The organism is Stenotrophomonas sp. GD03930, assembly GCF_029839665.1.
GTDB lineage: Bacteria > Pseudomonadota > Gammaproteobacteria > Xanthomonadales > Xanthomonadaceae > Stenotrophomonas > Stenotrophomonas forensis.
Genome location: NZ_JAOCAV010000002.1, coordinates 494,411 through 511,336, shown reverse-complemented (window position 1 = coordinate 511,336; position 16,926 = coordinate 494,411). Strand labels below are relative to the sequence as shown.

Sequence of the window (16,926 nt, the reverse complement as noted above, 5' to 3'; positions counted from 1 at the left end):
GAGGCAGCCGCTCCCGGCACTCAATCCAGCGCGAACCCTGCAACCCTGCCTTCTTCGTCGGGGCGGATCATGTAGGGCATGAAGACGCCGGCGCCGAACGTCGCCACGTAGCGGTACATCGTGCCCTTCTCGCTGGCCTGCGTGCCCTTGAAGACCAGGGCGTCCGGCTTGCCATAGGGCCCGACCGCCTTCGCCAACCCGGCACCCAGCCCCGCCTCCAGCCTTGTACGCAGGTTCGCGCTGAAATCCGCATAACCGTGCCCGGCCTGCAACTGTTCAAACGTGGCCCGTGCCCGTGCCGTCACGGCAGCGTCTTCGCCAGGCGCGGGCTGGCTCCACGCAGCGACGATGGCGGGATGAAGCGCACTGAAGACCGCATTGGTCAGCGTGATGCCGGCCTCCGGCGTCTTGTCCCCCAGATTGGTGAAAGCAATGATGCGCAGCCCAAGCGCGGGGAAGTACTCGTCGGCGGTGGTGAACCCCTGCGAGCCGCCGGTATGGCCGATCCTGGCCTGGCCGTAGACCGCATTGACGAACAACCCGAGCCCATAGTCGGCGCTACCGCCCTCAGCGGTGTGAACCGGCGTGATCATTTCGCGGTAGCCGGCCTGGCTGACCACCCGCCCCCCGCTCAGGCCACGATCCCAGCGCGCGAGATCGTCAAGCGTACTGACCAGAAAGCCGGCAGCGCCACTCCAGTCCGGGTGGAAACAGGGTGATCGGCGCAGGACGCCCGCCTCGTGCCGGTACCCCACCGCCATGTCCTGCAGTCGCTCCGTATCGGCGAGGGTGAAGGTGTGCCGCATGTCCAGCGGCTCCAGCAGATGCTGGCGCACGTAGTCGACGTAACGCTCGCCCGATACCACCTCGATCACCCGGCCGAGCAGGATGTACCCGGTATTGGAGTACGACCAGCGGCTGCCCGGCGCGAAATCGAGAGGACGATCGCGGATGCGCGCGATCAGCCGATCAAACGCAATCGGCTGCGTCACCAGGGCATCGACCTCCTGTTCGGGCCCGTCGAAATAGTCGTGCAGGCCGCTGGTGTGGGACAGCAGCTGGCGCAGGGTCACCTCATGCGCGTGCGGGGCGTCCGGCAGGTACCTGGCCAGCGGATCATCCAGGCTGAGTTTGCCGGCCTCCTGCAGCTGCACGACCGCAGCGGCGGTGAACTGCTTGGTGATCGAGCCGATCTCGAACGGCGTGTCGGTGCGCACCGCCAGGTCCCGCGCCAGGTCGCGCTGGCCATAGGCCTTGGCGTGAATCAAGCGCCCGTCCTGGAGCACCATCACCGCCGCACCGGGAACACTGAAGCGGCGCATGACCTGGCCGACGCCGCGGTCGATCCCCTGGATCGCGGCCGCATCCAGTGGGGCGCTCGCCCTGCTCGCGGCATCGCCGCGCGGCCCTTCCGTGGCAACAGCGGGCCGGGCACTGCCGATCGTCACCAGCAGCAGGCCCGCCAGGGCCATCCAAAAGCGTGCCGTGCGCATTCCCGCCCCTATTATTCAAATTTGAACTATAGTTTGAATTATGAAATCCGCCACTGCAAGCCACTCCAGCCCAGCACCGCTCAAGCTGACACCCGCCCAGCTTGCCGCGATGGCCTCGCCCGCACGGATGGCGATACTGCAGCGCCTGGACGCGGAGGGTCCGGCCAGCATCCGCGAACTGGCCGAGCGCCTGGGCCGCCCCGCCACCGCGCTCTACCACCACCTGGCGCACCTGCAGAAGCACGGCCTGGTGCACATCACCGAACATCGCGACACCGGCCGCCGCCCCGAAGCCGTCTACGCGGCGGCCTCAACACGGCTGTCCTCCCGCGACGCGGTGCGCACCCCATCCGGCCGGCGGAGCCTTGTCCGCGTGGCGACACGCGTGGTCGCCGCCACCCTGCGCGCGTTCGCCTCGGCCGCCACCCAGGCCGCCGCCCGCTTTGAAGGGCCACAGCGCAACTGCGCGGTCAGGCACCTGTCCTTCCGCGCCGATGACGAGCAACTCGCCCGCATCAACGCATTGATCGAAGCGCTTGAGGCCACCGCGCTCGACGCCGGCACGCAGGGCGACCCCCTGCTGCTGACCGTACTGATGGCGCCCGCCGCACACAGGCCGCGCGGACCCTCGGCCTGACCGTCGATGCATCGCCACCATCAATGAACATTGCCTGGTTCGATATTCATTGACGATCGAAACTTAGGAATAATCGCAAAAATCCGACAAATTCAATGTGCGGCATGACAACGGCGCCAGAATGATCGCCACGCCCGCGGGGCGCTGACCACCTCTGTGCGCATGAATGGATATCCTGCACCGCGCCTGTTGCGCCTGGCACTATTGGACGATCACGAAGTGGTCCGTCGCGGTACCGCACTGCACCTGTCCCAGGACGCCCGCTTCAGCATTGTTGCCAGCCACGGCCACAGCGACGCGTTCATCCAGGACCTGCATGCAACGCCGGTGGATGTGGCCATCATCGACCTCACTCTGGCGCGCGGGGACCGCGACTGCATGGCGCTGGTGGAGCTGCTGCGCGCGACGTTCCCCGCCATCCCCCTGCTGGCCTTCGCCACCCTGTCGCCCAGCATCCACATCGGCCCCCTGATCGACGCTGGCGTCAGCGGCGTGGTCAGCAAGGCCGAGCCGCTGCCACTGCTGTCCGAGGCAATCGTACGCGTGTCGCTGGGGCTGGACCGGCTGCCTCCCGACTGCCGGCATCCGGCAGACGGCGAAGATCTCAGCCGCAACGAACGTGAAGTGCTTCACCTGCTGCTGGCCGGCCTTACCGTCTCGGAGATCGCCCAGTTGCGCCATCGCAGCATCAAGACGGTCAGCACACAGAAGAAATCCGCGTTACGCAAGCTGGGCCTGCGCAACGATGCAGAGATCTATGCCATGCGACATCAGCTGGAGGCACTGTGAGCCGGCGCCACCGCCTGCGCTTCGCCCCTGCCCTGCTGCTGGCCCTGCTCCTGTTGCCGACGGTCTCGGCCGGGGATGCACCGTCGCAACGATGGGCGGCGGGCCGCGAGGTCCGCGTGGCCACCGCGCCCTCGCTGCGCCCCTTGCCACCGGCGCTGGCTGATACGGCGCCGCTGCCCACCCTTGCCCACGGCTACGCCACGCTTGTGGCACGCCATTCCCAGCTGCGCTTCACCGAACACCCCTACCCCAGCACGGGCTCGTCGGTAGTCGCGGTATGCCGGGGCGATGCCGACCTGGTACTGGTCATCGGCGCGGTCAGGCCACTGCACCAGCCCTGCGCCAACCTTGTTGCCTCCACTCCCTTCCGCGGCGGCAGGACCGTCCTGGCCGGCCGGAACGGAGGGCGCCTCCCGCACGATGTTGCACAACTGGAAGGACGCACACTGGCCGTCGTCAATGGCGGGCCGTACGCCGAGTGGCTGCAGGCGCATCATCCACACCTAAGCCTGCTGCACCTGCCCGATCGGCACGCAACACTGGTGGCCGTTGAAACCGGCGCTGCCGATGTCGCAATTGGCCTGGAATCGACACTGCAACCGATGATCCGGCGACACTTCGGCGGCACGCTGCAACTGCAGCCCTTCGAAAGCGCGTTCTCCACCGACCTGTACCTGCTGGTGCGCAGCATTGACCGCCAACTGCTGGCGCGCATCGACCAGGCACTGCAGGACATTACGCTGGAAGAGCATGCCGGCCTGCTGCAGCTCTGGGCCCGGCAGGCACTGCCCGCCTCGATCCAGCGCATGTTCGATCAGATGCGCATGCCACCGCCGCACTGGCTTCTGGCCCTGATCGCAGTACTGGCCGGCCTGCCGATCCTGTGGCACGTCGCGGCCCGTCGCACCAGGCGCGAACGCCGTCGCCATGCTCGCGCGGCAGGCATGGTCAGCCATGAGATGCGCAATTCGGCGCAGGCGATGCTGATGTCGATCGACCTGCTGGGCCGGTCTCCCCTGGCCAGCGGCCAGCGCGAACTGCTGGCGGCCGCCACGGCGGCCGGGCGCTCGCTGCGCAGCCTGTTGAACCGGTCACTGGATTTCTCGCGCCTGGCCGGCGGCGGCTTCAAGCCACATGTGGGCGCCTGCGATGTGGCGTCTCTCTGCCAGCAATCGCTGGACGCGATCCGGCCACAGGCCCGGCTGAAGGGATTGCAGCTTCGATTCGACTGCAGCCCCGACCCTGCGCCGACGATCGCACTCGATGCAGAAGCACTGCGGCAGATTGTCGACAACCTGCTTGGCAACGCGGTGAAGTTCACCGATGTGGGCGGCATCGATCTGCGCGTGCAACTGATGCCGCCGGTCCAGCCCCGGGCACTGGTGCTGGATGTGATCGACAGCGGCATCGGCATTGATGCCCGCCACGTCGGGCGGCTGTTCCGCGCCTTCCAGCAGGGAGAGGACGGCCAGATGCGCGGCGGCAGCGGCCTGGGCCTGTCCATCGCCCGCGAACTGGCCCGCGCCATGCGCGGCGACCTCACCGTGCACAGCGTCGTGGGACGCGGCAGCCGCTTCACCCTGTGCCTGCCGGTACAGTCCGCCAGCGACAATGCTGCGCCCACAGAAGACCCTGCCGCCGGCCGTCCACTTGCCGGCCTCGACCTTCTACTGGTTGAAGATCATGCATTGAACCGGCAGATCATCGCCGAGCAGTTGCGTCGGTTCGGTGCGAGCGTGCGTGCCGTTGCCGACGCTGCAGGCGCGCTGGACGAGCAGAGCCGCAGCCCGCGCCGGATCGTACTGCTGGATATCGGCCTGCAGGGCATGGATGGCTACGCACTGGCGCAGCAACTGCGCAGCCAGGCCAGTGGGCCGCTGCGGCTGGTGGCGCTGTCAGCCCGTACCGGGCGCAGGCACCTGGCGCGCTCGCGCAAGGCCGGATTCGACGCCGTTCTGACCAAACCCCTGCAGGTTGCGCACCTGCTGCAGGCGCTGCAGCTGACGCCCATCACCGGCGTTGCAGCCCGCACGCCGCTGGCAGTGCTGGACCACGTCCATCTGGCCGATATCCGCGGCGAACTGGAAGGCATCGAGCGGGCGCTGGCCGATCACGATGCAAGGGCCATGCGCCATCATGCGCACCGCCTGCAGGGGACACTTCAGATCTGTGGCGCCGCTGCCCAGGCCGACATCGCGGCCGATCTGTGGGAACTGGGTCATGATGCCGCGACGGATTGGATCGACGCGCGGCGACTGCTGCAGCAGCTGTGGCACTGGCATGGCTCCCGCACTGCGGAAGCCATGCCTGCCAACTGATCAGGCGGCCAGGCGCTGGACCTGGCGACGGGTCAGGTCATTGAAGCGACCCAGCGACATCAGGTGCTGGTGGATCAGCGCCAGCCAGCCGCTGCGGTGCCACTCGACCACGGTCGCTTCCGGCAGCGCAACGAACTTTTCGACGTCGACCACCTGGAAACCATTGAGGTTGAACTCGCGGCCATCCGGGGTACGCACGGTGGCGTTGCGCTCGACCAGCAGGCCGTTGTCGATCAGGGCCTTGGAGAAGGCCTGGGTCTGCTCGTGCTCACGGGTGAACTGGCCGCAGAATTCCAGCGCCTGCTGCACCATGTCGGTGGCCTTGCCGTCGACGAACAGCGGCTGGCCTTCGTCACCGCCCTTGACCACGCGCGGGCTCTCTTCATCGATGCCCAGCAGGAAATCGTTGTCCGCACCGGTGTCGATGAAGATGAAGGGATGGCGACGCAGGTAGGCCGGGATGTAGGCCTCGTCTTCCCACAGGCCGTCCTTGATGAACAGGTTTTCTTCCGACACACCCACGGCGGCCATCGGCACCGCGGTCGGGCCAGCGAACAGGATCGGGAAGTGGTGCAGCGCCAGCGAAAATTCGCCCAGCACCAGCGGAATGGCGTTGTTGCCGGCGGCGAATTCGAGCTTGCCCGGCAGGACGCGCAGATCGGCGTGCACATCGGCCTGCAGCGGCACCGGACGGGTGTAGAACAGGGGGGCGCCGCTCGGCGCCGCTTCGGTGGTGGTGTCGCTGGTGGTGGTCATCTTGGGAACCGTTCGATCATGCGCGCCTGCCATCCCGGGCGCGCCAGCGGGAACAACCTGAATCCCGCATTATCAACAAGCTCGATGACAAGGGCCACCCCGGCGAGGGCCTATTTCAGCTGCAGGGGGTATCGCTGCCACAGCACGTGGACGAGAAAACCGGCCAGTTCGGTATCACGGGCGCTCACCGCAGCGCGGATCTTGTCCAGCAGCACCATGTCCGAGCACGAGCGCACATCGGCGTGATTGGCCTGCCCTGCCCTGCGCGCACGGTAGCGCGCAGCCCGCTGTGCATCACTCATTGCGTACCCGAACTTGGGCGGACGACCGCGCTTGCGCGGCAGGGTCAGCTCCAGGGTTCCGGGGTCTTTGTCATCACGCATGGGCGGGGTGCGGGCGGCGGCGAGCAACGGGGGGTGCGCAATTTATCGTGAGGCATCACTTTAATCCAGCTTTTTCTGCAGTTTTGTTGCAATGCAGTGCAAATGCATCACGCCTCCGGCAGCAGAACCACGCCACGCGTGGATGCCTCACCGTGGCCCACGCAAAAAAGGGAGCCCGCGAACGGGCTCCCTTCACCTTCCTCATGCAGCGCGTACGGGCTCGTAACCGTGCAGATGCGCCTCGCTGCTGGCCCGCCCCTGGCTGAGCGAACGCAGCGAGGTGGTGTAGCCCACCAGCTGCGCCAACGGTGCGAATCCGCTGACCTCGGCGCGACCGTCCTGGTCCTCGATGCGGGCGATGCGGCCGTGACGGCGATTGAGGTCGCCGACCACGTCGCCCACCGACGCCGAGGGCGAATGTACCGTCACCGCCATCACCGGCTCCAGCAGCTGCGTGCCGCCTTCTGCCAGTGCCGCCTTGATCGCCTCGGCGCCGGCGCGATGGAACGCCATTTCCGAGGAATCCTTGGCATGGGTCTGTCCATCGACCAGGCTGACCTCGATGCCGACCACCGGATGTCCCTGCGGGCCTTCCGACAGTGCAGCGCGCACGCCCTTCTCCACCGCCGCGATGAAGCTGCGCGGCACCACGCCACCGACGATGCGATCGTTGAACACGACCTCACCGTCCTCGCGCGGCGCCACGTCCAGCACCACCTGCGCGAACTGCCCCTGGCCGCCGGTCTGCTTGACCAGCCGGCCGACCACGCCGGCCACTGCACGCATCGGCGTCTCCTGGTAGGCCACGCGCGGCGCGCCCACGCCCACCTCGACCTTCCATTCGCTGCGCAGGCGCTCGACCATCACCTCCAGGTGCAGCTCGCCCATGCCCCAGACCAGGGTTTCGGCCGTATCGCGATCGGTTTCGACGCCGAACGACGGGTCCTCCTGGGCCAGGCTGGCCAGCCCCTGCGCCATCCGGATCAGGTCGGCGGCACGCGCCGGCTCCAACCGCCATGCCAGCACCGGCGCCTGTGCCTGGATGTTCTCCAGGCGCAACGGCTGCGCACGGCCGCTCAGCGTTTCGCCACTGACCGCATCCTTCCAGCCCAGCACCGCGACGATGTCACCGGCCACGGCCTGTTCGATGTCGTGGGTCTGGTCGGCCTGCACCCGCACCAGGCGGCTCACACGCCGTCCCTGCGGATGCTGCGAACTGGCCACCGCATCGCCGACCTTCAAGGTGCCCGAGTACAGCCGCACGAAACTCAGCGCACCGTGCTGCTGGTGGGTGATCTTGAACAACAGGCCGGCCAGTGGACCGTCCGGATCCGGCGGCAGCACCACTTCGCCGTCCTCGCTTTCAGCGACCACGGCAGGCCGATCCAGCGGCGATGGCAGGTAATCGACCACCGCATCCAGCAACGTCTCGATGCCCTTGTCCTTGAACGCCGCGCCGGCCAGTACCGGCACACCGGCACCGGCCAACGTTGCGCGCCGGATGGCTGCACGTAGCTGCTCCGCATCGATCACGCGGCCTTCCAGCCAGGCATCGGCAAGTGCTTCATCGTGGTCGGCCACGGCCTCGACCAGCGCATCGCGTTGCGCCTGCCACTGCCTGCGCGCTGCGTCGTCCCATGGGGTGATCGTCGCCGCAGCACCGTCGTGCCACTGCAGCACCCGCTCATCGACCAGATCGACCCAGCCGTTGAAGTCGCTCTCGCTGCCCAGCGGCACGCCCAGCGCCCACGGTCGCGCGCGCAGCTTGTCCTGCAGCTGCTCCAGCACGCGCTCGAAGGAAGCACCGACGCGATCCATCTTGTTGACGAAGGCAATCAGCGGCACGCGGTGGCGTCGCGCCTGGCGCCACACGGTCTCGGACTGCGGCTGCACGCCATCCACCGCCGAGAACACGGCCACGGCGCCGTCGAGCACGCGCAGCGAGCGCTCGACTTCAATGGCGAAGTCGATGTGGCCGGGGGTGTCGATCAGGGTCAGCCGATGCGACGGCAGGTCGCGCGGCGACCATTGCGCCTGCACGGCAGCGGCGCCGATGGTGATGCCACGTTCGCGCTCGATCGCCGAGAAATCGGTGGTCGCATTGCCGTCGTGCACTTCGCCGACGCGATGGATCTCGCCGCTCTTCCACAGCAGGCGTTCGGTCAGCGTGGTCTTGCCGGCGTCGATGTGGGCAATGATGCCGAGGTTGCGGCGACGGGAAAGGGTCTGGGTGTTCATGAAGAGATTCCTGCAAAGCCAACTTCGGGGGCCGCGCACCCCGGTTGGCGACAGGGCGCGCGGCTAGCGTTCGGTCTCGGCGATCTGGTGCATGGCACGTTCTCCTTGCGGTACATCGGGTTACGGGGAATGGAACTGCGGAAACGAAAAGAGCGCCCCGGAGGGCGCTCTGTCGAAGGTCCAGCGATGGCCGTCTCAACGGCCTCGTGGGGCTCCAGGCAGACACGCCCGTTCCGCGCTTGCGCGGGTCAGGGTGAAAAACTTCAGGAGCGGCATCCGGTTCATGGGGCGCATTCTAGACCTGCCAATCTGGCGCGCAAGTGAATATTGCATACATTGATGGAACGATGCGCACCACTACAGACCCACCCATGGGGTGGCTGCAATCGGTCCCTGGCGCCTTACTTGCACCCATGCAGCGAGCGGGCCTCCGCCACGGTCGCTGCACGGTCATCCCCCATCGAGACCCATCCTTTCAGCGACATCCCCGGATCCACCTGCGCCTGGCGCGGGCCGCCATGGATCACCACCTCGGTCCAGCTGCCGACCGGCACCAGCTCGGACAATCTCGCCGCCTGGTCGTCCTCGGTGCTGAACATGTCGTCCGGCGACGCGGGCTTGGCGTTGTTCACGGTCTCGGTCTTGCGCACCCGGACCCGCAGCGCGCCATCCGGCATGCGCTGGGTCATAACCTCATGGCGTTCGACGCCGTAGGCCCACGTGTTCTCGCCAACGCCACGGGTTTCGCTGCCGTCATCCGCGACCGCCACCACCTCGCCTGCCGGCCCGATCACTCCTGCCACCGCACCCAATCCCGACATCAGTGCCTGGTAGACAATCATCTGCCGCTGCTCGGTCGTCAGCGAACCGACATCCGCCTTGCCCGCAGGCAACTTGAGATAGGCCGCTTCCTTGCACAACACCAGGACCTGCTGGTCATCCCAGCTCACCGACATTTCCTCGTTGGCGAAGTACTGCGTCTTCAACAACGTAACGGCGCCACCCTTACCCTCTGAATGCCGCGTTTCGATCAACGAGGCGTTCTCGGCTGCATCGGTGAGTGATACCGGAGAGGTGGCAGCCGCGTTGGCGGCGCACACGGAAGCAAGCAGGGCGGCAAGCAGCACGCCGCGCGGAGCGGTACGGAACATGGGGTCAGTCCATTGAGGGATTCGAGCACGCCATGATATGCCAACGAGACTCGACAGCCCCATCCCAACCCCGGATCAGCTCATCTCGCCATAGGTACAGCCTACCGTCACCCACCCCGGCGAATAGGACAGATCGACAATCAACCGTATGTGTCGATTGTCCGGAAGCGTTCTGTAGAGATTGAGGCCTTTCCAGCCATGCTCTCTTTCCATGGCCTCGGCATTCCAGCGCGACGACATGCCTCCAATGCGCTTGGCAATGGACATCCCCCGTGCCATCTCCTCGCCGATCGGAACCGGTATGGCAAGAAGCATCTCCTGGCGACCCGACACATGCACTAGCGACGACGACTCTCCCCACGCCGTCGTGGACGTCCGGGTTTTCCAGAGCATCAGTGCCGCGCCAACGCCCGCATCGCTCTGGGTGAAATCGGCGAGGTCGCCCGCTGCGATCCGGCCAGTGAAAGCGTCCAGCTCCCGGTGAGCCAGCTGACACTGCAACAAGCGGGAAAGAATCGATGACGTGTCCTGTTGCGCCTGGGCTGAGAATGAGAGGCCGACAGCCACACAGAACGCAGCCAGCCGCTTACCCCAGAACCTGTCCATCACCATGCCCACGTTCAACACCTTCTACGAATTTTCGATGAAGGCCCATCAATTACGTCACGGGCGGCATGGAGATGACGCCTGATCGTACGATTTTCGTACTTCTTGTATACCGCCAATGACAGCGGCAAGTGAACATGCGCCGACCCTATCCCGAGGCGGCGCACATGAGCAAACCGACAGAAAAGTTCCCCAATGACCCATCACGGCTTGCATGGGCGTCACTTCTGCTGGGCAACTGGCTGACTGCAATCGTTGCCATCGTCTACGCAAACAAAGCCGCGTCACTTCATCTCGCGGGCCAGGCTGAACTCAGCCTGGCGGCCGCACGCAGATCCCGGGCCTGGGCTTATGCATCATTTGCCCTGCTGTGGATTCCGTTCGCCATAATAGTTGCCGCCGGCATGTACCTGCGTCTCACGGGATCGCGGTAGCCCCCGTCTCAGGTCACCACCACCAGCGGCACACCACGTCGCGGATGCTGCAGCACCACCACATCCTGCTGGTAGACCCGCTGCAGGTTGTCCTCGGTCAGCACCTGCAGCGGCGTACCGTCGGCGGCCACCCTGCCCTGCTCCAGCAGCACGATGCGATCGGCATAGCCGGCGGCCAGATTCAGATCGTGCAGTACTACGATCACGCAGGCCCCGGCTTCGGCACAGGCACGCACGCTGCGCAGGGTGCGCTCCTGGTGACGCAGGTCCAGCGCGGCGGTCGGCTCATCCAGCAGCAGCAGCGGCGTGTCCTGCGCCAGTACCCGCGCAAACGTGGTGCGGGCGGACTCGCCACCGGACAGCTGCTGCACTTCGCGCAGGCGCAGCGCCTGCAGTTCGGCAGCATCGATGGCACCTTCAACGTGAGCGCCATCCGCCACAGGATCCGGCGGGTGCGGCAGGCGCCCCATCGCCACTACCTCTTCCACGCTGAAGGCGAAACGCACGCCGTGCTCCTGCGGCATCACCGCGCGCTCGCGTGCCAGTGGCCCCGCCTTGTAGCCTGCCAAGGGTTTTCCGCGCAGGCTCACCTCGCCCGCATCGGCGCGAAGATCACCGGCCGCCACCGCCAGCAACGTGGATTTTCCCGCGCCATTCGGGCCCACCAGCGCGGTCACCGTACCCGGCTCGAACGCCAGCGAAATGCCATGCAGGATCTCGCGCTGCTGGCGACGCACCACCACCTCGTGCAGTTTCAACAGCACGCTCATGGCGCGGCCTTGCGGCGCTGCTGCAGCACCAGCCAGAGGAAGAACGGCGCGCCCAGCGCGGCCGAGAACAGGCCCAACGGAATCTCTGCCGGCGGGTCGAGCGTGCGCGCCGCAGTATCGGCCACCACAATCAGCAGTGCGCCCAGCAGGCCGGACAACGGCAGCAGCCAGCGATGGCCGGGGCCAACCAGCAGACGCGCCACGTGCGGCACCACCAGGCCAACGAAGCTGATCGAACCGGCAAAGGCCACCGCCGCGCCCACCAGCAGCGCACTGAACGCGACCAGGCGGCGACGGGTGCGGGTCACATCCAGGCCGAGGTGCTGCGCCTGGCGTTCGCCCAGCGCCAGCATGTCGAGGGGCGTGGCCAGCCGTTGCAGCGCGAACACGCCGATCGCGAACAACGGCACCACCGCTGCCACATCGGCCCAGTTGGCGCGTGCCAGCGAACCCATCTGCCAGAACACCAGCGACTGCAGTTCGCTTTCGCTGGCAATGTAGGTCAGGAAGCCGATCAGCGCCGAGCAGAACGCGGCCATTGCGATGCCGACCAGCAGCAGCGTGGCATTGCCACTGCCCTTGCCCGGGCGCGCCAACGCGTAGGTCAGGCCGATCGCCAGCGCGCCGCCAACGAATGCGGCGACCGGCACCAGCCAACCCGCCGCACCGGCAGCGCCGAGCACGATGGCGGCCACCGCACCCAGCGCCGCGCCCTGGCTGACGCCAACGATGCCCGGATCGGCCAGGGGATTGCCGAACAGGCCCTGCAGGCTGGCCCCGGCCATCGCCAACGACGCGCCGACCATCGCCCCCAGCAGCGCACGCGGGATGCGCAGCTGCCAGACCACGGCCAGGTCACGACTGCTGACCGCCTGCGGATCAAGCAGACCCAGCTTCACGCCCAGCGCCTGCAGCACTTCCAGTGGCGGCAACCGCAACGGACCCACGGCAAACGACGCCAGCACCGCCCCCAGCAGTGCCAGCAACGCCACCATCAACATCATCCGCCCGCGACGGCGGCGCCGATCCGCCGGACTCATGCCTTCGGCAACGCCGCCAGGGCCTTGGCCAGCGCCAGCGCACCGGCACCGGAACCGACGCTGGTGTACTTCAGCTGCACGTCCGGCATCACCCAGACCCGATTGGCCTGCCCGGCCGGGGTCTGCTTCAGCGTCGGATAGGACTTCCACAGGCCTTCGGCCCCGCCGAACAGCTGCAGGTCATGCTCGGTCACCAGGATCACCTCCGGTGCTGCCGCGACCACGCCCTCGTTGCTCAGCTGCGAGTAGTTCTTCACCCCCGCTTCGGTACCGATGTTGACGCCACCGGCCAGTGCGATCAGCTGCGCCGAGGCGCTGTCGGCACCAGCCACGGTCGGCGCGCCGCCGGCGCCGGTTGCCGAAACGTGGATCACCCGTGGTGCATGGCCCAGGCCCTTGCCAATCGCTGCAGCCTCGTCCAGCTGGCGCTGCACCTGCGTGGCAAGCGCCTGCCCTGCCTCGGCCAGCCCGAGTGCAGCGGCGACCTTGCGCACCTTGTCAGGTGCCGGCTGCAGATCGTCGATGACCACCGCCGGCTCGCCCACTTCGCGCAGCTTCTTTGCCAGCTCGGTATGGCGACGCAGGCTGTTGCCCAGGAACAGCGAGCCCTGCAGGCTCAGCACGCCCTCTACGCCGGTGGTGCGGTTGAACAGGAACTGGTGCGGCGCGGCCAGGCCCGCCTGGGTGGTGGTGTTGGTCGGCGCGGCGAAGACCTGCTTGCCAAGGCCCAGCACCTCGATCACCGCAATGACATCGTCGCCACCGGCGATGATCCGGCTGGTGTCGGCCACCTCGATATCAGCGCCGTCATCGGAATGCACCTTGGCCGGCAGCACCGCCTTCTGGTCGTGCACGGCCGGCATCTCGGCACCGGCCACGCGCTGCCAGCCTGCCGGCAACGCACCTTCAGCCGCCGCCGTGGCGGCCGACGCCTCGGCAGGCTTCTGGCCCTCGGACGGGGCCGGCGCGCCACCGCAGGCGGACAGCGCCAGCGAGACAGCCAGGGGAAGCGCACACAGGCGCAGACGGGACGCGATGTTCATGGAGGTTCTCCTTGCTGGCCGGGCGATGCGCGCATCGCCCGGCCCGGTGGCTTACTGCTTCGGGGTGATGCGGGTGATGCGGTCACCCTTCGGGTCTTCGGCACCGCGCGACTTGTTCACCGCGAACACATTGCCCTTGCCATCGGCGCGGACGTGGTTCGGCAGCGTGCCGCCATCAAGGTTGGCGACCACCTTGCCATCGCCGTTGACCACGGTGACGGTACCGGCGCCGCGGTTGCTGACGTAGGCCAGGCCGGAGGCATCGTCGAAGGCGACGTTCAGTGCACCGGCACCAACCGGCACGTCGTGCAGCACCTTGCCGGCGGCCACATCGACGATCAACAGGTTGTCGGTGCCCTGCGAGGCCACGTACAGGCGGTTGCGTGCCGCATCGAAGGCGACGCCGGAGGCGCTGATCGAATTGCCCAGGTCGATGACCTTGTCGACCTTGCCGCTGGCAACGTCGATCACCGCCGCTTCCGGCGTACCGATGCTGACGGTGAACAGCTTGCCGCCCTTCTCGTCCAGCACCAGGCTCATCGGGGTGAACTTGCCGTCATCGACGCCGGACTCCAGCGTCACCGCCGGCAGCTCCTTGAGCGTCTTGGCGTCGAACACCGACAGGTGGTCCTCCCCCGTAGCCGAGGCGAACACCTTGCCGCGGGTACCATCGACCACCACGTCGCGCGCGTGCGGCACCGCATCGACCGGGAACTGGTGGACCAGTGACAGATCCTTCTGGCGATAGACCGCGATCGAGTTCTGGCGGGTATTGGTGACCCAGACGTTGCCGTTGGTGTCATCCACGCCGACGCCGTAGACCGCATACACCGCACCATTGGTGCTGCCCGGCACCTGCGCCGGGGTGATCGCCTTGGTCACCTTCAGCGTCTTCGGGTCCAGCTTCAGCAGCTGCGACTGGGTCACCGGCGGGCGGCCCACCGCCGAGGTCACGAACACCGCGTTGCTGGCGGCGCTGTAGGCGGACTGGTACAGGCCCGGCACCAGCTTGTTGGACTGGGTAGCGAACTGCGCCTGGCCCGACAGCGGCAGCTGCGGCGAGACGCGCAGCTTCAGCACCGTGGCCGCGGCCGGCTGGCTGGCACGCACCACCACCGGGTGGGTGCCCGGCACCGCATCGGCCGGAATGCTCAGCTGGGTCTTGAAGTTGCCATCGGCATCGACCACCAGCGGCTGCGTGTTGAGCACAGCGTCACCGCGCAGCAGGCTGACCTTCTGGCCCGGCACGAAACCGCGACCGACCACCTCGGCGGTGCTGCCGGGAACCACGTTCTCACCGCGTGAGACGACCTGGCCCTTGAAGGTGGCATTGGCCGGCTGGTCGAATACCGGCTGCGCGGTGGCGGTCACCGCCAGCAGCATGCCGGCGGCCAGGGAAGTGAGACGGAAAGACGGACGGAACGACATGGAAGGCTCCTTGCACACGTAGGCCGCGCCACGTGGCGCGGGAGTCATCGGTTGCCTGGGCCGCTGCACGTCGGCAGCCTCGCCTGGGTAGTGGGGTCGCACGGCATCGCGTGCGAGGGAATTCATTCGGCGGCGTTGTCACCGCCAAGGGCAGCACCGTCGCCGGCGCTGCGATCGGTCACGCCATACAACTCGTGCAGCGCGGCGTGGAACGAGGCCGGCAGCATCGGACCGTGGCCGAGGCCGTCGAACTCGCGGTACTGCACGCTCAGTCCGGGGACCTTGCCCAGCCGCTCGGACAGCTGCATCGCTGCGTCCGGGGTGGCACCACCGATGCGGCGCAGGTGCGCGACCACGCGCGGGTTGTTCATGTCGCGCTTGCCGCGGTCACCAATGCGCTCCGCGCCGCCCAGCATCAACCAGAGCTTTGCGCGCTGGCCGTGCACGTTCTGCACGAACTGCTGTTCCGGATCGCCCAGCGCCGCACCCTGGCTCCACCACAGCGACGGGCTGGCCGCCAGGTAGGACTGGAACGCCGCCGGACGGGTGTACAGCGCATTGAGCACGAACAGGCCACCCAGCGAGTGGCCCCACAGCGCTTGCTGCTGCGCATCGATGCGTGCGCGGCGCTCGACCTCAGGCTTGATCCGCCGCTCGATCACATCAAGGAACGCTGCAGCGCCTCCTCCTACCGCCTGGGTCGTGCCGCTCTCGTCGTCCGCGCGATCGATCCACGCGGTGTAGTCGCGGGTGCGCGCCTTCGAATCGATGCGCAGGTCGTTGTCGTAGCCGATCAGCACCAGCACCGGTGGTGCCTTGCGTGCCGCCAACTCGGCCAGAATCGGCTGGTCCAGCACCATGGCCACGGCATTGCCGTCCAGCGCGTACAACACCGGCAGCGGCGCCTTGCCAGCCTTTGCCGGAATCGCCACGTTCACCCGCCAGCGGCGTTGCTGGTCGGGGCTGTCCACCACGAAATGCTCGAAGCGATAGCTGGCCGCCGGCTCGTCGAGCACGGTGTGGCCGATTTTCTGCAGCGGGTTGCGCTGCTGTGCATGGGCGTACGGAGTAGCCAGGAGTAGACCCATCATCAAGGCGGCCAGGCAGCGGGCCAGCGGGCCCCGGCGCAAAGGCAGGACGAAATGCTTCATCAGCGGCGGCAGAAGCGGCCCACGGCCGCCGGTTCACAAGGGACCGCAGTCTACCTCAAACGCGAATGATTATCACATCGATCACACGTCACACTGTGTATCACGCGCGCGCATGCCCGCTTGCACAGGGGGCGGAATTTCCCCTATTTTGCCGGCCACCGGGGCATTGGACCGCCCCGCTTCCAACGCTGCCATGGAGGGTGGACAGTCTGCCGCCGTCCGGGCCGCGTTCATCCGCGCCACGACCGCCATGGGATCGGATCCCATGATTGTGAGACCCCTTGAAGCACACCGCACTGATCGCCCTCACCCTCGGCCTGCTCGCGCCGCTGGCCGCCCACGCCGCACAGGATCTTCCGACGCTCTACCAGGCCTTTGAAGAAGCCGGCAATTCCACGCTGAGCATGGAAGAACTCAACCAGACGGTGACCTTCACCGCCGTGGCGCTGGGCGTTTCCAGCAACATGGCGGGCGAACCGCTCATCGAGGCCGGCGATGACCAGGGCAATGTCCTGGCCCGGCTGACCACCTCCGATGATCAGCAGGCGGCCAAACTGGGCGCACTGGAAGAAGGCGCTGTCTTCAGCGCCAGCTGCACGCTGCAGTTCAGCTCCGGCACGGACTACCTGTCCTTCGGCGATTGCACCATCAAGTAAAGACGAAGCCGGCGAAACGCCGGCTTCTTTTCT

At 67.1% G+C, this 16,926-nt stretch carries 16 protein-coding genes; 5 read left to right on the top strand and 11 right to left on the bottom strand.

Annotation, left to right across the window (positions count from 1 at the left end; translation table 11 throughout):
• Positions 1-20: 20 nt before the first annotated feature.
• Positions 21-1,493 carry a serine hydrolase domain-containing protein gene (locus tag N5C18_RS12985; RefSeq protein ID WP_164240865.1) on the bottom strand — a complete coding sequence of 491 codons (1,473 nt, stop codon included), beginning with the start codon at positions 1,491-1,493 and terminating at the stop codon, positions 21-23.
• Positions 1,494-1,533: 40 nt separating this feature from the next.
• On the opposite strand from N5C18_RS12985, the gene N5C18_RS12980 reads away from it, so the two are divergent.
• The 3 genes from N5C18_RS12980 to N5C18_RS12970 all read left to right on the top strand — a co-directional run bounded on the left by N5C18_RS12980 (position 1,534) and on the right by N5C18_RS12970 (position 5,237).
• The gene (locus N5C18_RS12980) at positions 1,534-2,130 is read left to right on the top strand and encodes a helix-turn-helix domain-containing protein (protein ID WP_164240866.1); all 597 of its coding nucleotides are present in this window, start codon (positions 1,534-1,536) and stop codon (positions 2,128-2,130) included.
• A gap of 162 nt (positions 2,131-2,292) precedes the next feature.
• Positions 2,293-2,919, top strand: coding sequence for a response regulator transcription factor (locus N5C18_RS12975; RefSeq protein ID WP_053451300.1), 627 nt, complete (start codon positions 2,293-2,295; stop codon positions 2,917-2,919).
• Entirely contained in the window at positions 2,916-5,237 is a 2,322-nt protein-coding gene (locus N5C18_RS12970) for an ATP-binding protein (protein WP_279944770.1), read from the top strand. The genes N5C18_RS12975 and N5C18_RS12970 overlap by 4 nt, the downstream gene beginning before the upstream one ends.
• Here the strand turns inward: N5C18_RS12970 and N5C18_RS12965 are convergent, their stop codons facing one another.
• From N5C18_RS12965 to N5C18_RS12945, 5 genes are all read right to left on the bottom strand, one after another.
• Positions 5,238-5,993: a SapC family protein gene (locus N5C18_RS12965; protein ID WP_053509026.1), complete on the bottom strand. Its 756-nt coding sequence runs from the start codon at positions 5,991-5,993 to the stop codon at positions 5,238-5,240.
• A 110-nt stretch (positions 5,994-6,103) separates the two neighbouring features.
• The gene (locus N5C18_RS12960) at positions 6,104-6,376 is read right to left on the bottom strand and encodes a hypothetical protein (protein ID WP_005409616.1); all 273 of its coding nucleotides are present in this window, start codon (positions 6,374-6,376) and stop codon (positions 6,104-6,106) included.
• A 201-nt stretch (positions 6,377-6,577) separates the two neighbouring features.
• Positions 6,578-8,614, bottom strand: coding sequence for an elongation factor G (gene fusA, locus N5C18_RS12955; RefSeq protein ID WP_164240868.1), 2,037 nt, complete (start codon positions 8,612-8,614; stop codon positions 6,578-6,580).
• 401 nt (positions 8,615-9,015) lie between these two features.
• Complete coding sequence (locus tag N5C18_RS12950) at positions 9,016-9,765, bottom strand: hypothetical protein (RefSeq protein WP_164240869.1); 750 nt, start codon at positions 9,763-9,765, stop codon at positions 9,016-9,018.
• Positions 9,766-9,840: 75 nt separating this feature from the next.
• A complete protein-coding gene (locus N5C18_RS12945) occupies positions 9,841-10,383 on the bottom strand; it encodes a hypothetical protein (protein WP_164240870.1) in 543 nt (180 codons plus the stop codon).
• 125 nt (positions 10,384-10,508) lie between these two features.
• Between N5C18_RS12945 and N5C18_RS12940 the strand changes: the two genes are divergently transcribed.
• On the top strand, positions 10,509-10,805 hold the full coding sequence (locus N5C18_RS12940) for a CD225/dispanin family protein (RefSeq protein ID WP_154582872.1): 297 nt from the start codon (positions 10,509-10,511) through the stop codon (positions 10,803-10,805).
• Positions 10,806-10,813: 8 nt separating this feature from the next.
• On the opposite strand, the gene N5C18_RS12935 is transcribed toward N5C18_RS12940, so the two are convergent.
• From N5C18_RS12935 to N5C18_RS12915, 5 genes are all read right to left on the bottom strand, one after another.
• Positions 10,814-11,575 carry a heme ABC transporter ATP-binding protein gene (locus tag N5C18_RS12935; protein WP_053509017.1) on the bottom strand — a complete coding sequence of 254 codons (762 nt, stop codon included), beginning with the start codon at positions 11,573-11,575 and terminating at the stop codon, positions 10,814-10,816.
• Positions 11,572-12,615, bottom strand: a complete 1,044-nt coding sequence (locus tag N5C18_RS12930) for an iron ABC transporter permease (protein ID WP_164085806.1) — start codon at positions 12,613-12,615, stop codon at positions 11,572-11,574. The genes N5C18_RS12935 and N5C18_RS12930 overlap by 4 nt, the downstream gene beginning before the upstream one ends.
• A complete protein-coding gene (locus N5C18_RS12925; protein WP_279944767.1) occupies positions 12,612-13,658 on the bottom strand; it encodes an ABC transporter substrate-binding protein in 1,047 nt (348 codons plus the stop codon). Before N5C18_RS12925 ends, N5C18_RS12930 begins: the two co-directional genes overlap by 4 nt.
• A 51-nt stretch (positions 13,659-13,709) precedes the next feature.
• On the bottom strand, positions 13,710-15,086 hold the full coding sequence (locus N5C18_RS12920) for a YncE family protein (protein WP_279944766.1): 1,377 nt from the start codon (positions 15,084-15,086) through the stop codon (positions 13,710-13,712).
• Between the two features lie 122 nt (positions 15,087-15,208).
• Entirely contained in the window at positions 15,209-16,237 is a 1,029-nt protein-coding gene (locus tag N5C18_RS12915; protein WP_164240875.1) for an alpha/beta hydrolase-fold protein, read from the bottom strand.
• 281 nt (positions 16,238-16,518) lie between these two features.
• On the opposite strand from N5C18_RS12915, the gene N5C18_RS12910 reads away from it, so the two are divergent.
• Positions 16,519-16,893 carry a hypothetical protein gene (locus N5C18_RS12910; protein ID WP_279944765.1) on the top strand — a complete coding sequence of 125 codons (375 nt, stop codon included), beginning with the start codon at positions 16,519-16,521 and terminating at the stop codon, positions 16,891-16,893.
• Positions 16,894-16,926: the final 33 nt, after the last annotated feature.